The organism is Streptomyces sp. NPDC049687, assembly GCF_044465285.1.
Lineage (GTDB): Bacteria > Actinomycetota > Actinomycetes > Streptomycetales > Streptomycetaceae > Streptomyces.
This window is the reverse complement of sequence record NZ_JBITLN010000007.1, coordinates 460,256-475,520: the sequence shown is the minus strand read 5'-3', so window position 1 is coordinate 475,520 and position 15,265 is coordinate 460,256. Positions and strand designations below refer to the sequence as shown.

The following is a 15,265-nucleotide window of genomic DNA, read 5'->3' as shown; positions in this document are numbered from 1 at the left end:
GCTCTTTCCAATGCGGGTCCAGTGCGACCACCTAACGGTGCCGATGCGCCAACGCCTCGTAGGACGCGGCCAACGCGGGGCCGGCCGCGTCGTACGTTCGCTGAGCCACCCCCACGAACAGGCAGTCCACCACGAGCAACTGCCCCGTCCGGGAGGACATCGCGGCGGGCCGCAGTTCGCTCTCCCGTGCGGTGGACGTGGTCAGCACGTGATCGGCGTACTGGGTCACCGCACTCTCCGGCCGCCCCGTGATCGCGACAGTGGTCGCCCCCCGCTCGAACGCCACCCGCAGCGGTTCGATGACGTCCCCGGTCGACCCGGAGTGCGTGATGGCGACGGCGAGATCGCCGGAGGCGAGCTGCACGGCGTTCGTCACCGCGAGATGCGTGTCGCTGTGGGCATGCGCCATGAGGCCGATCCGCAGGAGCTTCTGGGTGAGGTCCTGGGCGACGAGCCCCGACGCCCCGACGCCGTACACGTCGATGCGCCGCGCGGCCGCCGCCGCGGTGACCGCCGCCTCGAGCGCCGTGGTGTCGAGCCCCGCGGCGGTGTCGGCGAGGGTCTGCTGCTCGTTGTGGGCGAGTTTGGCGACGACGTCCGCGAGGGAGTCGTCGACGGCGATGTCGGTGGTGAGGGCGGGCGCGCGGCCGGACTGCTGCTGGGCGGCGAGCCCGGCGAGGGCGAGGCGCAGGTCGCGGTAGCCGGGGTAGCCGAGGACGCGCGCGGTGCGGACGACCGTCGCCTCGCTGGTGCCGGTGAGTTCGGCGAGGCCGGTGACGGTGAGGGCGGCGCAGCCCGCGGGGTCGTTCGCGACGGCTTCGGCGACGCGCTGCATGGAGCGGGTCATGGCGGGAGTGAGCGCGCGGACCTTGGCGGCGAGGGCGGCAGGCGTCGGGCTGAAACTTTCCTTCACGTCCTGGGACACACAGGAAAGATATTTTCGGGCCGAGTGCCGGTCAAGCATGCGCACAATAGGTGCATGGACCACTCCGGCAACCCCATCAGCCCCCTGGAGCAGGCGTTGCACGCCGCGCGTGCCCTGGTGCTCGCCGATCTGGCCGCGGGCGAGGTGGCGGCGGCGGACGTGGTGTCGATGGTCGAGGACTCCGTCGTGCAGCGGCGCTGGTGGGTGGAGCAGTGGCCGGAGGGCGTGGAGTACCTGCCGGGGCTGGTCGCGCAGGACGTGCAGGACGCGCTCCTCGAACGGTACGGCCGCTGGCCGTTGTGCCCGGTCTGCGGCTCCGGCGATCCGCACGCCCTCGACGTGGAGCCCGAACTGGGCCCCGATCCGCACTGGGTGTGCCACCAGGCGGGCGTGAAGGTGGCGCCGGTGGGGACACTGGGCTCGGCGACGGGCGGGACGCCGTCCGAGTGAGGCCGTCGTGACGATCTACATCGACCCCCCGACCTGGCCCGGCCACGGCCGGATGTGGTCGCACCTCGTCAGCGATGTCTCGTACGACGAACTGCACGGGTTCGCCGAGAGGCTGGGGGTGCCCCGGCGGGCCTTCGAGCGGGATCACTACGACATCCCGTCACATCGGTACGCCGAGGTGGTGGCCGCCGGCGCGGTCGAGGTCAGCAGCCGTGAGGTGGTGCGGCTGCTGCACGGCGCGGGACTGCGCCGACGCAAGGGGAGCGGTCACCAGGACGGCGGCGTCACCCGGTGAGACCGGCCCGGGCCGGCCCGGGCCGGTCTCAGCCGAGCAGTTCGTAGGCGTACTCGCCCTCGTCCTCCCAGACCCGGACGAACCCTGCCCTTTCGAGGACGGCCCGGGAGGGGGCGTTGTCGTGGTGCACGGTGGCGAACAGGCGTCGTACGTCGTCCCGGGCCAGCGCCCAGCCGGCCAGTGTGCGCAACGCCTCGGTGGCGTAGCCGTGGCCCCGGGCGGCCGGGACGAGGTCGTAGCCGATCTCCGTACGGCCGTCCTCGTCGGGGGCGGCGTGGAAGCCCATGCTGCCGATCGCCCGGCCGTCCGCCCGCCGGACGAGGACGTAGAGCCCGAAGTCGGGCCGCAGCACGCCGTTCTCGTGCGCCCTGAAGATCATCCCGGCGGCGTCCCGGGTGCCGTCGTAGGGCCCGCCCCCGAGCCAGTCGAACCCGCCGTCGCCGCCCGACCACAGGTCGGCGAGGGCGGTGAGGGAGGCGCCTTCGAGGGTGAGGCGGGGGCCCGGTACGCGGGTCACGAGGTCAGGAGCTCCAGCTCGGACCGCAGGTTGTGGCGAGCGGTCGGCTCCCACTTCGCCGCCCCGTACGGGGTCCTGAACAGCCGTGGCAGTTCGAGGAGTTGGCGCAGGATCGCGGCGCGGCCGGTGCGGAAGGCGTCGGTGGGGACGAAGTGGTACTCCGCGCGGACGGCGGCGGTGTAGGCGGCGTACGCGGAGGGCGGCGCGGCGAGGATCGCGAGGTCGGCGTCGCACAGGACCTGGCCGTCGCGGTCGTCGTCGGCGGGGTCGTGGGTGACGGTGAGCCGGACCAGGCGGGCGACCTCGGCGGTCCTCGCGTCCGGGACGCCCGCCTCGGGCAGGGCGCGTTCGGCGAGCCGGGCGGAGCGCTCCTCGTTCTCGGAGCGGTCGGGGAGGTAGACGGCGTCGTGGAACCAGGCGGCGAGGCGTACGGCGGCCGGGTCGTCCGCGTACTCCTCCAGGACGTCGATGTGGTCGAGGACCGCGGTGAGGTGGGCGAGCGTGTGGTAGCGGCGCTGGGGTTCCTGCCAACGGGTGAGGAGGTTGTCGGCGTAGGGGACGGGGTCGGGGCCGTGGCCGCCGGGGGCCCGGGCTGCCTCCAGGGCGTGGGTGAAGCGGGTGCGCAGGGCGTCGAGGTCGGCCATGGCCTCATTCTCGCGCGTGCGGACGTATGGTGGAATTGGACTAGACAACTGGACTAGACCACGCGTGGTCGTCGAGGAATTGGGGTCCCATGAGCGAGCGTGCACTGCTGGAGGTGATCGCCCTCGACGCCGAGGACGCGATCGCCGCGCGGGCCGGAGGGGCGGACCGCCTCGAACTGGTCACCGAGATGGCGGCCGACGGCCTGACCCCGCCGGTGGCGGCCTTCAACGCCGTCCGCGCCGCCGTCGACCTGCCGCTGCGGGTGATGCTGCGGCTGACGGACGGCTTCGCGGCCGGAGCCGTCGACCGGCTCGTGGCAACCGCCCGTGAGCTGCGGGAGGCGGGGGCGGGGGAGTTCGTGCTCGGGTTCCTGGACGCGGACGGCGGTGTCGACCTGGCGGCCGTGGAGCGGGTCGTCGCCGAGCTGGACGGCTGCCGCTGGACCTTCCACCGGGCCATCGACCACTCCGCCGACCGGGACGCCCTGCGCAAGCAGCTCGCCGACCTGCCCGGCCTCGACACCTACCTCAGCGCCGGATCCGCCGCCGGGGTCGACGACGGGCTCGCCACGCTCCTCGCCGAGGCCGGGCGGGGTGGGGAGCCGGGCTACGCACAGCGGCTCCTCGTCGGGGGAGGGCTGCGGCTCGATCACGTACCGGGGCTGCTGGCCGGCGGGGTGAACGCCTTTCACATCGGAGGGGCGGCCCGGCCGGGGGGCTGGGGCGAGCCGGTGTCGGCGGGGGCGGTGGGGGAGTGGCGCCGAGCCCTGGACGAGGGATGAGCCACCCCACCCGGGGGCGCGGGGACCCGCGCGCCCGCCCCCACACACCGCCGGCCGGCGACCGGCACGAGGAGACGCCTCATGAGCCGCCGTCAACGCCCGGGGTCAGCTGAGTCGGCAGCGGAGCCGCATGCGTCACGATCAGCCCCGACACCGCTCGGGTCAGCGTCACGTACAAGCGCCGCAGGCCCGTGCGTTCGTCGGGTTCGCCGTCGACGATCGCCTGCGGCTCGTCCAGGACGACGTAGTCGTACTCCAGACCCTTGGCGAGGGAGGCCGGGACCAGGGTGAGACGGGTCTCGGCGGTCGTCTCCTCGCCGGGGGCCAGATAGCCGATGCCCGCCGCCGTCAGTGCCCCGGCCAGTGCGGGGACGCGGGCATCGGCCGCGATCAGGCCCGTCGAGCCCTCGTTGCGGAGCAGCTCCTCACAGGCGGCGACGACTTCGGCGGCACTGGTGACCGGGCGGAGGTCGAAGAATCCGGGGTTCTCACGGACCGAGGCGACCGGCGTGAGACCGGGGGCGATGTACGGAAGGAGGCGGGAGGCGTAGGTGATGACGTCCGTGGGGACGCGGAAACCGGCCGTCAGTTCCTCGACGACTCCGTCCGTCTTGCCCAGATGGGCCAGGGCCTCGTCCCAACTCCGCGTCGCCCACGGCGTGGTGCCCTGCGCCAGGTCGCCGAGGACGGTCGCGGAGCCGGTGGTGCAGCGGCGGCCGACCGCCCGGTACTGCATGGGGGAGAGGTCCTGCGCCTCGTCGAGAACCACGTGCCCGAGCGAGTGCGTGCGCTCGACGAGGTCGGTCGCCTCGTCGATCAGCACCGCGTCCGCCGCCGACCACTTGGCCGACTTCACGCTCCGGACGGGCTTCGCCCACAGGATCGTCTTCTGCTCGTCCTCGTCGAGGATCCCCTCCGCGTGTACGGCGAGGAAGTCCGCGTCGGTGAGCAGGCGCAGCACGAGTTTCGCCGGGTCGACGGGCGGCCAGACCTCCTTCACGGCCGCCTTCACCGCGCTGCTGCGGGCCACCGCGTCCTGCACCCGGTCGTCCGGAGCCTCGCCGGACCGCTCCATCTGCACCAGCACGGCGTGCGCGATCCGCTGCGGCAGGGCGTCGCGGGCGGCGCCGTAGCGGATGTCCCGGTCGAGCAACCCACGTACCAGCTCCTCGAGTTCGTACGCCGGGACGCGCCAGCGGCGCGAGCCGCGCACGACGACGACCGGCTCGGTGGGCATCCGCACATGTGAGTAGAGGGCCCGCCGCAGCACCTGCGCCATCCTCGCGTCGCCCTTGACGACCGCGGCGGCCGCCTCGTCCGTGCCCCGCACCTCCACCTGGGCGACGAGGTCGTCGACGGTGGCCTGGCGGACCGTCAGCTCACCGAGCGCCGGGAGGACCTGCTCGATGTAGTGGAGGAAGTTCTTGTTCGGGCCGATGACCAGCGTGCCGGTGCGGGCGAGCCGTTCCCGGTGGGCGTACAGGAGGTACGCCACGCGGTGCAGGCCCACGGCGGTCTTCCCGGTCCCCGGGCCTCCCTGCACGCACACCGTCCCGCCCAGCCCCGACCTGACGATCTCGTCCTGCTCGGGCTGGATGGTGGCGACGATGTCCCGCATCGGACCGACACGCGGCCGCTCGATCTCCTGCTGGAGCAGCTTGCTGGTGCGGGCGGTCTCCCGCGGGTCGGAGAGGTGCTCGTCCTCGTACGCGGTGAGGTCGCCGCCGGTGTACCCGAAGCGGCGCCTGAGCCCGACGTCCATCGGGTCCTTCTTCGACGCCCGGTAGAACGGCTGCGCAACGGGCGCCCGCCAGTCGATGACCATGGGGTCGCCGTCGCCGTCGTGCACATGCCGCCGCCCGATGTAGAAGCGCTCGCCCTCGGCGCCCTCCGCCTGCTCGGCGCCGGGAGCGTGCAGGTAGTCCAGCCGGCCGAAGAACAGCGGGGTGTCGCTGAGGTCGGCGAGCGCCTTGATGCGCTCGCCGATCTGGCGCTCCAGGATCTGGGCGTTCACCCAGTTCGCGGTGACGTCACTGATGTCGAGTGCCTCGGCGTCCTCCCGCATGGCGCGCAGGGCCGCCCGGGAGGACCTGAGGTGTGCGCGCTCGCGGCCGAGGGGGTCGACGGGAGTGTCGTGGGCGGACGTGGACAAGACGATGCCTCCGGACCGGCTGAAAGGGGGTGACGAGAAGCCGGCCGGTTTCCGTCCGGACGGCGGCACTCCGTGAGGGGAGGCGGGCAAGAGCGGAGATTTTAGGGGAGTGGAGGAGGACGACGCGAATGGTTTTCCTCCCGCGGGGGGAGGACCGCCCCTTCCGGGGAGTACCCAAGTAGTACACAAGGTGGGGACCTACGACCGATGCCCCCTTTATGCCGGAGATCCCATCATGGAGACATGAGTACAGCGACCCTCACCCCAGCCCCCGGTCGCCCGTCCGGCGCGACCCCGGTGTCCGACATACACCGCCACCGCCTGGGCGACACCCTGCGCGCCATCAAGGTCTACGCGGGCGCCGCCTTCGACGTGATCATCCTTGGCGAGTACGGCGAAGAGGCCGGCGTCCGCCGCAAGTAGCCACCGAGCGCTCAGCTCTCCGCGAGCAGTTCGTCCGCGTCCATGATCCGGTAGGCGTACCCCTGCTCCGCCAGGAACCGCTGGCGGTGCGCGGCGAAGTCCTGGTCGATCGTGTCCCGGGCGACGACCGAGTAGAAGTGCGCCTGGTGGCCGTCCGCCTTGGGGCGGAGCACCCGGCCGAGCCGCTGCGCCTCCTCCTGGCGGGAGCCGAAGGTGCCCGACACCTGGATGGCGACCGTCGCCTCGGGCAGGTCGATCGAGAAGTTCGCGACCTTCGACACGACCAGCACGCTGATCTCGCCCTCCCGGAAGGCGTCGAAGAGTTTCTCGCGCTGGGCGTTGGAGGTCTCGCCCTTGATCACGGGCGCGTTCAGGTGCTCGCCCAGTTCGTCGAGCTGGTCGATGTACTGGCCGATGACGAGGATCTGCTGCCCCGCGAAGCGCCGCACGATCGCCTCCGTCACCTTCCGCTTCGTCGCGGTCGTCGCACAGAAGCGGTACTTCTCCTCCGTCTCGGCGGTCGCGTACGCCAGCCGCTCGGTGTCGGTGAGGTTCACCCGTACCTCGACGCAGTCCGCGGGCGCGATGTAGCCCTGCGCCTCGATCTCCTTCCACGGGGCGTCGAACCGCTTCGGGCCGATCAGGGAGAACACGTCCGACTCGCGGCCGTCCTCGCGGACCAGGGTCGCCGTCAGACCGAGGCGGCGGCGCGCCTGGAGGTCGGCGGTGAACTTGAAGACCGGCGCCGGCAGCAGATGCACCTCGTCGTAGACGATCAGCCCCCAGTCCCGGGAGTCGAACAGCTCCAGGTGGGGGTAGATCCCCTTCCGCTTGGTCGTCAGCACCTGGTAGGTGGCGATGGTGACCGGGCGGATCTCCTTGCGCGTCCCGCTGTACTCACCGATCTCGTCCTCGGTCAGCGAGGTCCGCTTCACCAGCTCGTGCTTCCACTGCCGCGCCGAGACGGTGTTCGTGACGAGGATGAGGGTGGTGGACTTCGCCTGGGCCATCGACCCCGCGCCGACCAGCGTCTTCCCGGCCCCGCAGGGCAGCACGACCACACCCGACCCGCCGTGCCAGAAGTTCTCCACCGCCTGCTTCTGGTACGGCCGCAGCGCCCAGCCGTCCTCGGCCAGCTCGATGGGATGCGCCTCGCCGTCGACGTACCCGGCGAGGTCCTCGGCCGGCCAGCCCAGCTTCAGCAGGGTCTGTTTGATCTGCCCGCGCTCCGAGGGATGCACCACGACGGTGTCCGGGTCGATCCGGGCGCCGACCAGCGGGGCGATCCGCTTGGAGCGCAGGATCTCCTCCAGGACGGGGCGGTCGGTGGTGGTCAGCACCAGTCCGTGCGCCGGGTGCTTGCTGAGCGTCAGCCGGCCGTACCGGTCCATCGTCTCCGCGATGTCGACGAGCAGCGCGTGCGGCACGGGGTAGCGGCTGTACTGCACCAGCGCGTCCACGACCTGCTCGGCGTCGTGTCCGGCCGCCCGCGCGTTCCACAGTCCCAGCGGGGTCACCCGGTAGGTGTGGATGTGCTCGGGCGCCCTCTCCAGCTCGGCGAACGGCGCGATGGCCCGACGGCAGTCGTCGGCCTGCTCGTGGTCGACTTCGAGGAGCAGGGTCTTGTCCGACTGGACGATCAGCGGTCCGTTCACGTGGTACGCACATCCTTTCCGCAACGGCCAAACGTCCAGTGTGCCCCATCCCGCGTGCAACCCCGAGTCCGTCTCGGCGGTCTTGTCCGGGGGAAGCCGCGCAGCGCGCGCGGCTCGGTGAGGAGCTCGCGTGACTTCCGTACGCGTCTGGGGGCCCGGCGTCGGGGCCGTGGTGGTGCTGGTGGCGACCGGGGCGTGGGCGCGCGGCTCGGCCGGTACCGGTGTGGACGCCGAGTTGTGGGCCGACGTACGGCCCGCGATCGAGGCCCGGCTCGTGGCCCAGGCCGAGGGGGACGGGTACGGCGAGAGCGAGCCCGCTCTCGGGGCGAGGTGGTTCTGCGAGGCGGAGGCACTGGAGCTGCGGGAGGACGACGGCCGGGTGCGGGCGGGCGTCGACACCTTCTGCGTTCGGTACGGGGTGCGCGACGGCGTCCTGCAGGAGTGCGGCGGCGCGCACCATCCGCAGGTGGTGCGGCTGGAGCGGGACGACGAGAACGGCGGCGGCTACCACGTCGTCTCCCAGGAGGAGCCACCGGACGGCGCCGGCTACGCCTCCTGGGAGGAGGACCACTTCGGCGTCTTCGCCGAAAACCGGCTCGACGGCTCCGCGGACCCGGCCGCGCTGGAGTCCGAGGCCCGCGCCCACTTCGGCCTCCCCACGGGCGCGCCCGTCGGGGACTGTTAGGGCGAACGTCCCGTCCGGCTAGTGCCGCGGCACTAGTCGTCCGCCAGCTCCGCCACGCCCGTGATCCGGTGCAGCGGGTAGGTGCGTACCTCGTCCGCCGTGTGGTCGTACGCCGTCACGAAACCGCCCTCGACCCGCACCGGCGCGATGACGCGCTGGCTGGCGGCGCCCTCCGCGTTGACATAGCCGATCCACAGGGCCTCGCCGGTGAGGACGGCGGCCTGCATGGTGGCGAGGGTCTCGGCGGCGCTGGTGCGGGGGAGTTCGCCGGGGGCGAGTGGGGCGCCCGTGTCCGTCGGCTTGCGGGGGGCCGTGGAGGCCAGGTCGCCGGCCCGGATCGCCCGGATCGCGGCCGTCAGGAGCGTCGGGTCGGGAACCGGCGGGCCGTCCGGTACCGGCTCGGGGGCCGTGCGGGGCGGGGTGCGGTGGGCGTGGGCGCGGGTGATCAGGACATCGCCCTCGGCGGACTCGGCGGCGGGCGCGTAGCCCATCGCGCGCAGGCCGTCGAGCAGCGTCCCCGGGTCGGCCTGAGCCGCCAGCACCGTCGGCGCGAGCCGGCGCAGACGCAGGGCGGCGGCCCGCTTGTCGGCGAGGATCTCGTTCAGGACGGTGTCGTCGTCGCAGCGGACGTACGCCGAGGCCGCGCCCACCCGTAGTTGGCCGTGCCTGCGCGCCACGTCGTCGATGAGGTAGGTGAGCGGCTGCGGCACCGGCGTACGGGAGTGCTCCGCGAGGAAGGCGTGCAGGTCCAGGGCGCTGCGGCCGGCGTCCAGGGCACGGCGTACGGAGGCGGGGGTGAAGCGGTAGACGGTCGCCCCGCCCTTGGACTCCACGTCGGCGAGCACGCCCAGCACCTCGGCGAGCGGCCGCTTCAGCGGGCCGGGGGCCACCGCGGTCAGGTCCGCCTGGAGCAGGACATGGTCCAGGGGCTCGGGGAGCAGGGGGGCCAGGATCCGGACGGCCGCCGCCGAGGCGACGGCCTGCTCGGGCGGGGAGAGGGGGGCGAGGTGGGGGGCCGTACGGTGGTGGTGGACCGGCAGCTTGTCGCCGGGACCCTCCGGTTCCGTCCGGGGGCTCCTGCCGGCGCCCGGCGCGCCGATCAGCGCCCGCCCCTGAGCCGACAGCGCGCCCCGCCCGGTCACACCCAGCAGTTCGGCCTCCGTCAGCGTCCAGCGGGCCAGCCGGGACCGCAGATCGTCGTCATCCCGAGGGGCCTGACCGGCTTGGGTGCCGCGTGGGGGCCGCTCCCAGCGCAGCCGGGCCCGTACCGCCTCCGCGTCCGGCGCGGCTCCCTCCGGCAGCGCGGCCAGCAGCGCCAGCACCCGGTGCCGTACCTCCGGCGCGGCCGAGCGGTCGAGCCCCGGGCCGAGTGCCGACAGCGCCCGCTCCTTCGCGTCCCGCCCGCCGACCACCCCGGGCGTCCGGGTCGCCGCCAGCCACGCCTCCGCGAGCCGCACCCACCGCTCGGCCGCCGGACGCTCCAGCCACTCGTCGTACGCCGGGGTCGCCGCGTACCGCTCGTCGGCCTCGCCGTCGGAGGCGATCAGCCCGGCCGCGTACGCCAGTTCCACCCAGAACGCCGCGACCGGCTCCGGTACGTCGAGGGCGACGGCGGTCCGCTTCAGGTCCCGCACGCTCAGCCCGCCGGCCCGCAGCACCGCCGGACCGCCCTCGTCCCAGTCCTTCAGCAGTTCCTCCACCGTGGCCAGCGCGGTGTACGCCTGTCCGGCCGCCGTGCTGTCCACAACCTGTGGACGGTGGGTGGCGGCCGGCTCCACGGCGGGCGGCACCGGCTCGGGCTCCCGGTGCGCACGGCCCGCCCGCAGATGCAGGGCGACCTCGCGGGGCAGGACGACCGTGCCGGGCGCCGTCGGCAGCAGCAGCCCCCGGTCCAGCAGCCAGCGCAGCCGGGGGGCCGGGTCATGGGTGACCTGGCCGTACGGCGGTCCCCACACCAGCCGCTCCAGCACCTCCAGGGACTCGGCCGGGGCCTTGGCCAGCAGGGCCCTCATCCTTCTGCGGTGAGTGAAGAGCGAGGTCAGCGCCTCCACGGCCGAGACCGAGTCATGGGTCGACGGCAGCCCGGCCGTCGCCACGATCTCCTGGATCCGGCCCGGCGACATTCCCGCGGTCGCCTCCCGCACGCTCGGCCCGAGCCCCGTCGGGGACGGGTGCTGCGGGGACGGCGCGAGCAGTTCGCGGGCGGTGCGGACGAGGCGGACGCGGTCGTCGGCGCCCCAGACGAGGGCCTGCTCGCGCAGGGTCGCCAGGGCGGCGGGGAGCGCGGCCGACACGGCCGGGTCGCGCGTGTCCCCGGCCATCAGACCGAGCAGTTCGTCGTACGACGACGGGTCCCCGGCCACCGCCAGCGCCTCCGCCGTCTGCAGCGCGAACCGGTCGAGGCGCTCCAGGGCGCGGACGACGGAGGCGCGGGTGCCGGCGCGGGTGGCGAGCTGGGTGAGATCGGTGGGGACGGGGGTGATGAGGTCGGGGCGGCTGCGCAGGAGGGCGGCCAGGGAGGCGTCGTCCCTGGCGCGCAGCGCTTCCGCGAGGGACCGGGGGGCCGACTGGGCGTCGGTGCTCATCTGACCCACGGTAGCGGGTCTCCGCCCGGGGGTCCGCGCCCCCGGACGCCCGCTCCGGCCCTGAACGGCCTCGTCCTCGATGCCCGGACGGGCCGTTCTCCGCACGGTGCGCGATAACGTGCCCTTCGTGGGGATCGAGAGCGACCAGGTCGTCTACGAGTATCTGAGCCGCGTCGGTGACATCGCCCAGCAACGGCAGTTGTCGTCGGCCACACGGATGCGGCTCGTGTCCGAGCTGCGCAACGAGATCGACCGGCGCCGGGCCAAGGCTCCCGTCGACTCTCCCGCCGCCGTCCGCCGGATCATCGACCGCCTCGGCAGTCCGGACGACGTCGTCGCCGCCGCGGCCGACGGAGGCGGCGGTGCGCCACAGGCACCGACGCCCTCCGTGCCCGTACAGCGGGACGGCGAGGAGCCGCCGCCGAAGGGACTGCGGAGGCGGGTGCCCCGGCCCCGTCCCAGCGAGCCCGCCGCCCCCTCGCCGTCGTCCCCGGGTGTGCCGTTCCCACCCCAACGGGCCGGGGCGCAGGAGCTCGCCGACGGTGTGGAGGTGCCCGAGTGGTGGCGGCGTGAGCCGGATGCCTTCGGGGTCGGCGACGAGGTGCCCGGCTTCGTCGGCGGGGTCGAGATCCCGGAGATGCTGAGGCCGCCGAAGCGGGAGGAGGAGCGGGAGCCCGGGGAAGGGACGGAGCCGGCGGTGGAGGAAGCGCCGGCCGCCGAGGCGGAGGCCGCCGCCGGTCGCCGTCGTCTCCTGCCCCCGCTCCGTCCCGGCGGCTGGAGCAACCCCCTCCTGCTGCTCGCAGCCGGTGCCCTCGTCGCCGGTGCGGTCCTGGGGAATCTGCTCGTGCTGGTCGTGGGCTGGGGCATCGCCTACGCCTCGCGCCGGCTGACCGAGACGGAGACGAAGCTGGCGGTCATGTGGCTGCCGGGGGGTGCGGTGGCGGCCGGGCTGGTGTGGCTGTGGGGCCGGTCCGAGGGCCGCTGGGGCGCCCCCATCGCCGAGGGGCACATGAACGACGCGCTCGCCGAGACCTGGCCCTGGGTGGTCCGTGGAGCGGCCGTGGCGTCGGCGCTGTTCCTGCTCTGGCGGTCGCAGCGGCGGCAGGGACAGAAGTAGGGCGCGGGCGCGGGCTGGGCAGAATGTGCCCCATGACCGCCACCCCAGCCCCTGCCCCCGCCCTCACCGTCGGCTTCGATCTCGACATGACCCTCATCGACTCCCGGCCCGGTATCCGCGCCTGCTGGGTGGAACTGGCCGCCCGTACCGGGGCGTACGTCGACGCCGACCTGGTGGTGTCGCGCCTGGGGCCGCCGCTGGAGGAGGAGATGGCCCACTGGTTCCCGGCCGGGGAGATCGCGGCCATGGCCGACCTCTACCGCGAGATCTACCCGGCGTACGCCGTCACCGGCACGCTCGCGATGCCCGGTGCCCACGACGCCGTCGCGGCGGTCCGGGCGGCCGGCGGACGGGCGATCGTCGTCACCGCGAAGTGGGAGCCCAACGCCAAGCTGCACCTCGAACACCTCGGCATGAACGCCGACGCCGTCATCGGCAACCTGTGGGCCGAGCAGAAGGCCGAAGCCCTGCGCGAGCACGGCGCGAGCGTCTACGTCGGCGACCACGTGGGCGACGTACGCGGCGCCCGGACCGCGCGGGCCCTTTCCGTGACCGTGCCGACCGGGCCCTGCGGCGCCGAGGAACTGCGGACGGCGGGCGCGGATGTCGTACTCGACGACCTGACCGCGTTCCCCGGCTGGCTCGCCGGCTACCTGGCCGCGCCGCGCGCCTGACGGCGGCCCGCCGCCACCGCTCGCAGCACGCCCGCGCCCGCGATGAGGAAGCCGACGCCCATCAGCATGCTCAATCCGAACATGTACGTCGGAAAAGGCGTCGTGCCGAGGAACAGCGGGGCGACCGTGACGAGGGTGGCCACGGCGCCGACGAAGAACACGATGGCGCCGGTACGGATCAGTCGGTCACCGGGAGCGGCGGAATTCGTTTGGGTTTTGTCACGCACCGGACCAGGGTAGTTCCCAGCGCGAAGGAACAACCGGGGGACGTCTTGTCACCCGCCCGAAGACCATTAGCCTTGGTACCGGCGGGTCATGGTCGACCCGCCCCAGTGCTATCAAGAGCCGTTCCACAGCCGTTTTTTCAGAAGCAAGTTTCCGAAGCAAGTTTCCGACGAGTACGAGGACGAGGACAGACGTGCCTACCGGCAAGGTCAAGTGGTTCAACAGCGAGAAGGGCTTCGGCTTTCTCTCCCGCGACGACGGCGGTGACGTCTTCGTCCATTCCTCGGTCCTCCCCGCCGGAGTCGAGACACTGAAGCCGGGCCAGCGAGTGGAGTTCGGCGTCGTCGCCGGACAGCGCGGCGACCAGGCACTCTCCGTAGTCCTCCTCGACCCGACGCCCTCGGTCGCGGCCGCCCAGCGCAAGAAGCCCGACGAACTGGCCTCCATCGTGCAGGACCTGACGACCCTCCTCGAGAACATCACCCCGATGCTCGAGAAGGGCCGCTACCCCGACAAGGCCTCCGGCAAGAAGATCGCCGGCCTGCTGCGGGCCGTCGCCGACCAGTTGGACGTCTGACCTCAGGGGAATTCCAGCGCATCCGGGCCGAGGGGCGGCACCAGCCCCTCGGCCGCCGCGCGTGTCAGCAGTCCGCGTACGGCGGCGTAGCCGTCCTCGCCCAGGTCTGCCGTGAACTCGTTGACGTAGAGGCCGATGTGCTGGTCGGCGACGGCCGGGTCCATCTCCTGGGCGTGTTCCATGACGTACGGGCGGGAGACCTCGGGCTCGTCCCAGGCGGCGCGTACGGAGGTGCGGATCGAGTCGGCCAGGCGGGTCAGCGTCCGCGTGCCCAGCGCGCGCCTGGCGATGATCGCGCCGAGGGGGATGGGCAGGCCCGTGGTGGCCTCCCAGTGTTCGCCCATGTCCGCGAGCCGGTGCAGGCCGTAGTTCTGGTACGTGAAGCGCGCCTCGTGGATGACCAGACCCGCGTCGACCTTGCCGTCCCGCACCGCCGGCATGATCTCGTGGAACGGCATGACCACGATCTCCCCCACTCCGCCGGGGACCGTGTCCGCCGCCCAGAGCCGGAACAGCAGGTACGCCGTCGACCTCTCCGACGGTACGGCGACCGTGCGGCCGGTGAGGTCGGTCCCCGCCTCCCTCGTCAGCACCAGCGGTCCGCAGCCCCGGCCCAGCGCACCCCCGCACGGCAGCAGCGCGTACTCGCCGAGGACGTAGGGCAGTACGGCGTACGACACCTTCAGCACGTCGAACTCGCCGCGCTCGGCCATGCCGTTGGTGAGGTCGATGTCCGCGAACGTCACGTCGAGCGCCGGTGCGCCCGGGACGCGGCCGTGGGCGAGGGCGTCGAAGACGAAGGTGTCGTTCGGGCAGGGGGAGTAGGCGATCCGCAACGGCTGGTCACTGGTCATGTGGGGTCCAACTCTCCAGGACGGGTGCGAGCTTCCCGAAGGCCGTCGTCAGAGCGGTCAGCGCGTCGCCGATGCGCCAGGCCGCGCGGTCGCGGGGGCCCACGGGGTTGGAGACCGCGCGGATCTCCAGGACGGCCGCGCCGTGCGCGGCGGCCGCCTCGGCGACCCCGAAGCCCTCCATGGCCTCGGCGAGGGCGCGGGGGTGGCGCCGGCGCAGGGCGGCGGCCCGGGCGGCGGTGCCGGTGACCGTGGAGACGGTCAGGACCGTGCCGGTGCGGGCGCCGGTCGCGGTCGCGGCCTCCCGTACGAGGGAGGCGGGCGGACGGTGGGTGACGGTGCCGAAGCCCAGCTCGGTGACCGGCAGGAAGCCGTCCGCGGTCTCCGCGCCCAGGTCGGCGGCGGTGATCTCGTCGGCGAGGACGAGGGAGCCGACGGGGGCCCCGGGCGCGAAACCTCCGGCGATCCCGGCCGAGACGACCAGCGCGTAGGGGGCGCCGCCGAGGGCGGCCGCGGTGAGGGCGGAGGCGGTGGAGGCGGCGGCGAGGGCGGGGCCCACGCCGGCGGCGAGCAGGTCGTACGCCTCGCCGGTGCGACGCAGGACCGCGCCGGGCAGGCGCGTCTCCCGGCCGGGCTCGGGGAACGCCCGGGCCACCGCGTCCCGTTCCGCTGGGACCGCGGTGGCCACGAGGATGCGGGCGGGGGACG

The 15,265-nt window shown here is 73.4% G+C and carries 17 protein-coding genes; 8 read left to right on the top strand and 9 right to left on the bottom strand.

The window, feature by feature from the left end; all coding sequences use genetic code 11:
* Positions 1–31 precede the first annotated feature (31 nt).
* Positions 32–925, bottom strand: a complete 894-nt coding sequence (locus ACIBVL_RS23810; RefSeq protein WP_399099437.1) for a MurR/RpiR family transcriptional regulator — start codon at positions 923–925, stop codon at positions 32–34.
* Between the two features lie 54 nt (positions 926–979).
* Here ACIBVL_RS23810 and ACIBVL_RS23805 point away from each other — a divergent pair, with 54 nt between their 5' ends.
* Both ACIBVL_RS23805 and ACIBVL_RS23800 read left to right on the top strand, forming a co-directional pair.
* On the top strand, positions 980–1,375 hold the full coding sequence (locus ACIBVL_RS23805; RefSeq protein WP_399099435.1) for a hypothetical protein: 396 nt from the start codon (positions 980–982) through the stop codon (positions 1,373–1,375).
* A 7-nt stretch (positions 1,376–1,382) separates the two neighbouring features.
* Positions 1,383–1,670 carry a DUF4031 domain-containing protein gene (locus ACIBVL_RS23800; protein WP_399099432.1) on the top strand — a complete coding sequence of 96 codons (288 nt, stop codon included), beginning with the start codon at positions 1,383–1,385 and terminating at the stop codon, positions 1,668–1,670.
* A 28-nt stretch (positions 1,671–1,698) separates the two neighbouring features.
* Here the strand turns inward: ACIBVL_RS23800 and ACIBVL_RS23795 are convergent, their stop codons facing one another.
* Positions 1,699–2,187 (bottom strand): GNAT family N-acetyltransferase, encoded by a 489-nt coding sequence (locus ACIBVL_RS23795; protein ID WP_399099430.1) that lies wholly within the window; start codon positions 2,185–2,187, stop codon positions 1,699–1,701.
* Positions 2,184–2,831 (bottom strand): hypothetical protein, encoded by a 648-nt coding sequence (locus tag ACIBVL_RS23790; protein WP_399099428.1) that lies wholly within the window; start codon positions 2,829–2,831, stop codon positions 2,184–2,186. Before ACIBVL_RS23790 ends, ACIBVL_RS23795 begins: the two co-directional genes overlap by 4 nt.
* 89 nt (positions 2,832–2,920) lie before the next feature.
* On the opposite strand from ACIBVL_RS23790, the gene ACIBVL_RS23785 reads away from it, so the two are divergent.
* Positions 2,921–3,613 (top strand): copper homeostasis protein CutC, encoded by a 693-nt coding sequence (locus ACIBVL_RS23785; protein ID WP_399099426.1) that lies wholly within the window; start codon positions 2,921–2,923, stop codon positions 3,611–3,613.
* A gap of 79 nt (positions 3,614–3,692) precedes the next feature.
* On the opposite strand, the gene ACIBVL_RS23780 is transcribed toward ACIBVL_RS23785, so the two are convergent.
* A complete protein-coding gene (locus ACIBVL_RS23780; RefSeq protein WP_399099536.1) occupies positions 3,693–5,678 on the bottom strand; it encodes a HelD family protein in 1,986 nt (661 codons plus the stop codon).
* 330 nt (positions 5,679–6,008) lie between these two features.
* Here ACIBVL_RS23780 and ACIBVL_RS23775 point away from each other — a divergent pair, with 330 nt between their 5' ends.
* Complete coding sequence (locus ACIBVL_RS23775; protein ID WP_399099424.1) at positions 6,009–6,188, top strand: hypothetical protein; 180 nt, start codon at positions 6,009–6,011, stop codon at positions 6,186–6,188.
* 11 nt (positions 6,189–6,199) lie between these two features.
* Here the strand turns inward: ACIBVL_RS23775 and ACIBVL_RS23770 are convergent, their stop codons facing one another.
* A complete protein-coding gene (locus tag ACIBVL_RS23770; protein WP_399099422.1) occupies positions 6,200–7,843 on the bottom strand; it encodes a DNA repair helicase XPB in 1,644 nt (547 codons plus the stop codon).
* 130 nt (positions 7,844–7,973) lie between these two features.
* On the opposite strand from ACIBVL_RS23770, the gene ACIBVL_RS23765 reads away from it, so the two are divergent.
* A complete protein-coding gene (locus ACIBVL_RS23765) occupies positions 7,974–8,528 on the top strand; it encodes a hypothetical protein (RefSeq protein ID WP_399099420.1) in 555 nt (184 codons plus the stop codon).
* A gap of 32 nt (positions 8,529–8,560) precedes the next feature.
* Here the strand turns inward: ACIBVL_RS23765 and ACIBVL_RS23760 are convergent, their stop codons facing one another.
* Positions 8,561–11,113, bottom strand: coding sequence for a helicase-associated domain-containing protein (locus ACIBVL_RS23760; protein WP_399099416.1), 2,553 nt, complete (start codon positions 11,111–11,113; stop codon positions 8,561–8,563).
* A 127-nt stretch (positions 11,114–11,240) separates the two neighbouring features.
* Between ACIBVL_RS23760 and ACIBVL_RS23755 the strand changes: the two genes are divergently transcribed.
* Complete coding sequence (locus ACIBVL_RS23755) at positions 11,241–12,230, top strand: hypothetical protein (protein ID WP_399099414.1); 990 nt, start codon at positions 11,241–11,243, stop codon at positions 12,228–12,230.
* Positions 12,231–12,262: 32 nt separating this feature from the next.
* Positions 12,263–12,904 carry an HAD family hydrolase gene (locus ACIBVL_RS23750; RefSeq protein ID WP_399099412.1) on the top strand — a complete coding sequence of 214 codons (642 nt, stop codon included), beginning with the start codon at positions 12,263–12,265 and terminating at the stop codon, positions 12,902–12,904.
* Here ACIBVL_RS23750 and ACIBVL_RS23745 read toward each other — a convergent pair.
* Positions 12,880–13,131, bottom strand: a complete 252-nt coding sequence (locus ACIBVL_RS23745) for a hypothetical protein (RefSeq protein ID WP_399099410.1) — start codon at positions 13,129–13,131, stop codon at positions 12,880–12,882. The two genes, ACIBVL_RS23750 and ACIBVL_RS23745, sit on opposite strands and share 25 nt — an antisense overlap.
* A 191-nt stretch (positions 13,132–13,322) precedes the next feature.
* Between ACIBVL_RS23745 and ACIBVL_RS23740 the strand changes: the two genes are divergently transcribed.
* Entirely contained in the window at positions 13,323–13,706 is a 384-nt protein-coding gene (locus ACIBVL_RS23740) for a cold-shock protein (protein ID WP_133911996.1), read from the top strand.
* 2 nt (positions 13,707–13,708) lie between these two features.
* Here ACIBVL_RS23740 and ACIBVL_RS23735 read toward each other — a convergent pair whose 3' ends face one another.
* Entirely contained in the window at positions 13,709–14,560 is an 852-nt protein-coding gene (locus ACIBVL_RS23735) for a 1,4-dihydroxy-6-naphthoate synthase (RefSeq protein WP_399099408.1), read from the bottom strand.
* Entirely contained in the window at positions 14,550–15,245 is a 696-nt protein-coding gene (locus tag ACIBVL_RS23730) for a futalosine hydrolase (protein ID WP_399099406.1), read from the bottom strand. The genes ACIBVL_RS23735 and ACIBVL_RS23730 overlap by 11 nt, the downstream gene beginning before the upstream one ends.
* Between the last annotated feature and the right edge of the window lie 20 nt (positions 15,246–15,265).

What these genes read in the sequence shown, in the direction of transcription:
- ACIBVL_RS23785 (WP_399099426.1), top strand. Translation starts at nt 2,921, where the DNA reads ATGAGCGAGCGTGCACTGCTGGAGGTGATCGCCCTCGACGCCGAGGAC.
- ACIBVL_RS23780 (WP_399099536.1), bottom strand. Translation starts at nt 5,678, where the DNA reads ATGCGGGAGGACGCCGAGGCACTCGACATCAGTGACGTCACCGCGAAC.
- ACIBVL_RS23735 (WP_399099408.1), bottom strand. Translation starts at nt 14,560, where the DNA reads ATGACCAGTGACCAGCCGTTGCGGATCGCCTACTCCCCCTGCCCGAAC.
- ACIBVL_RS23790 (WP_399099428.1), bottom strand. Translation starts at nt 2,831, where the DNA reads ATGGCCGACCTCGACGCCCTGCGCACCCGCTTCACCCACGCCCTGGAG.
- ACIBVL_RS23750 (WP_399099412.1), top strand. Translation starts at nt 12,263, where the DNA reads ATGACCGCCACCCCAGCCCCTGCCCCCGCCCTCACCGTCGGCTTCGAT.
- ACIBVL_RS23760 (WP_399099416.1), bottom strand. Translation starts at nt 11,113, where the DNA reads ATGAGCACCGACGCCCAGTCGGCCCCCCGGTCCCTCGCGGAAGCGCTG.
- ACIBVL_RS23805 (WP_399099435.1), top strand. Translation starts at nt 980, where the DNA reads ATGGACCACTCCGGCAACCCCATCAGCCCCCTGGAGCAGGCGTTGCAC.
- ACIBVL_RS23775 (WP_399099424.1), top strand. Translation starts at nt 6,009, where the DNA reads ATGAGTACAGCGACCCTCACCCCAGCCCCCGGTCGCCCGTCCGGCGCG.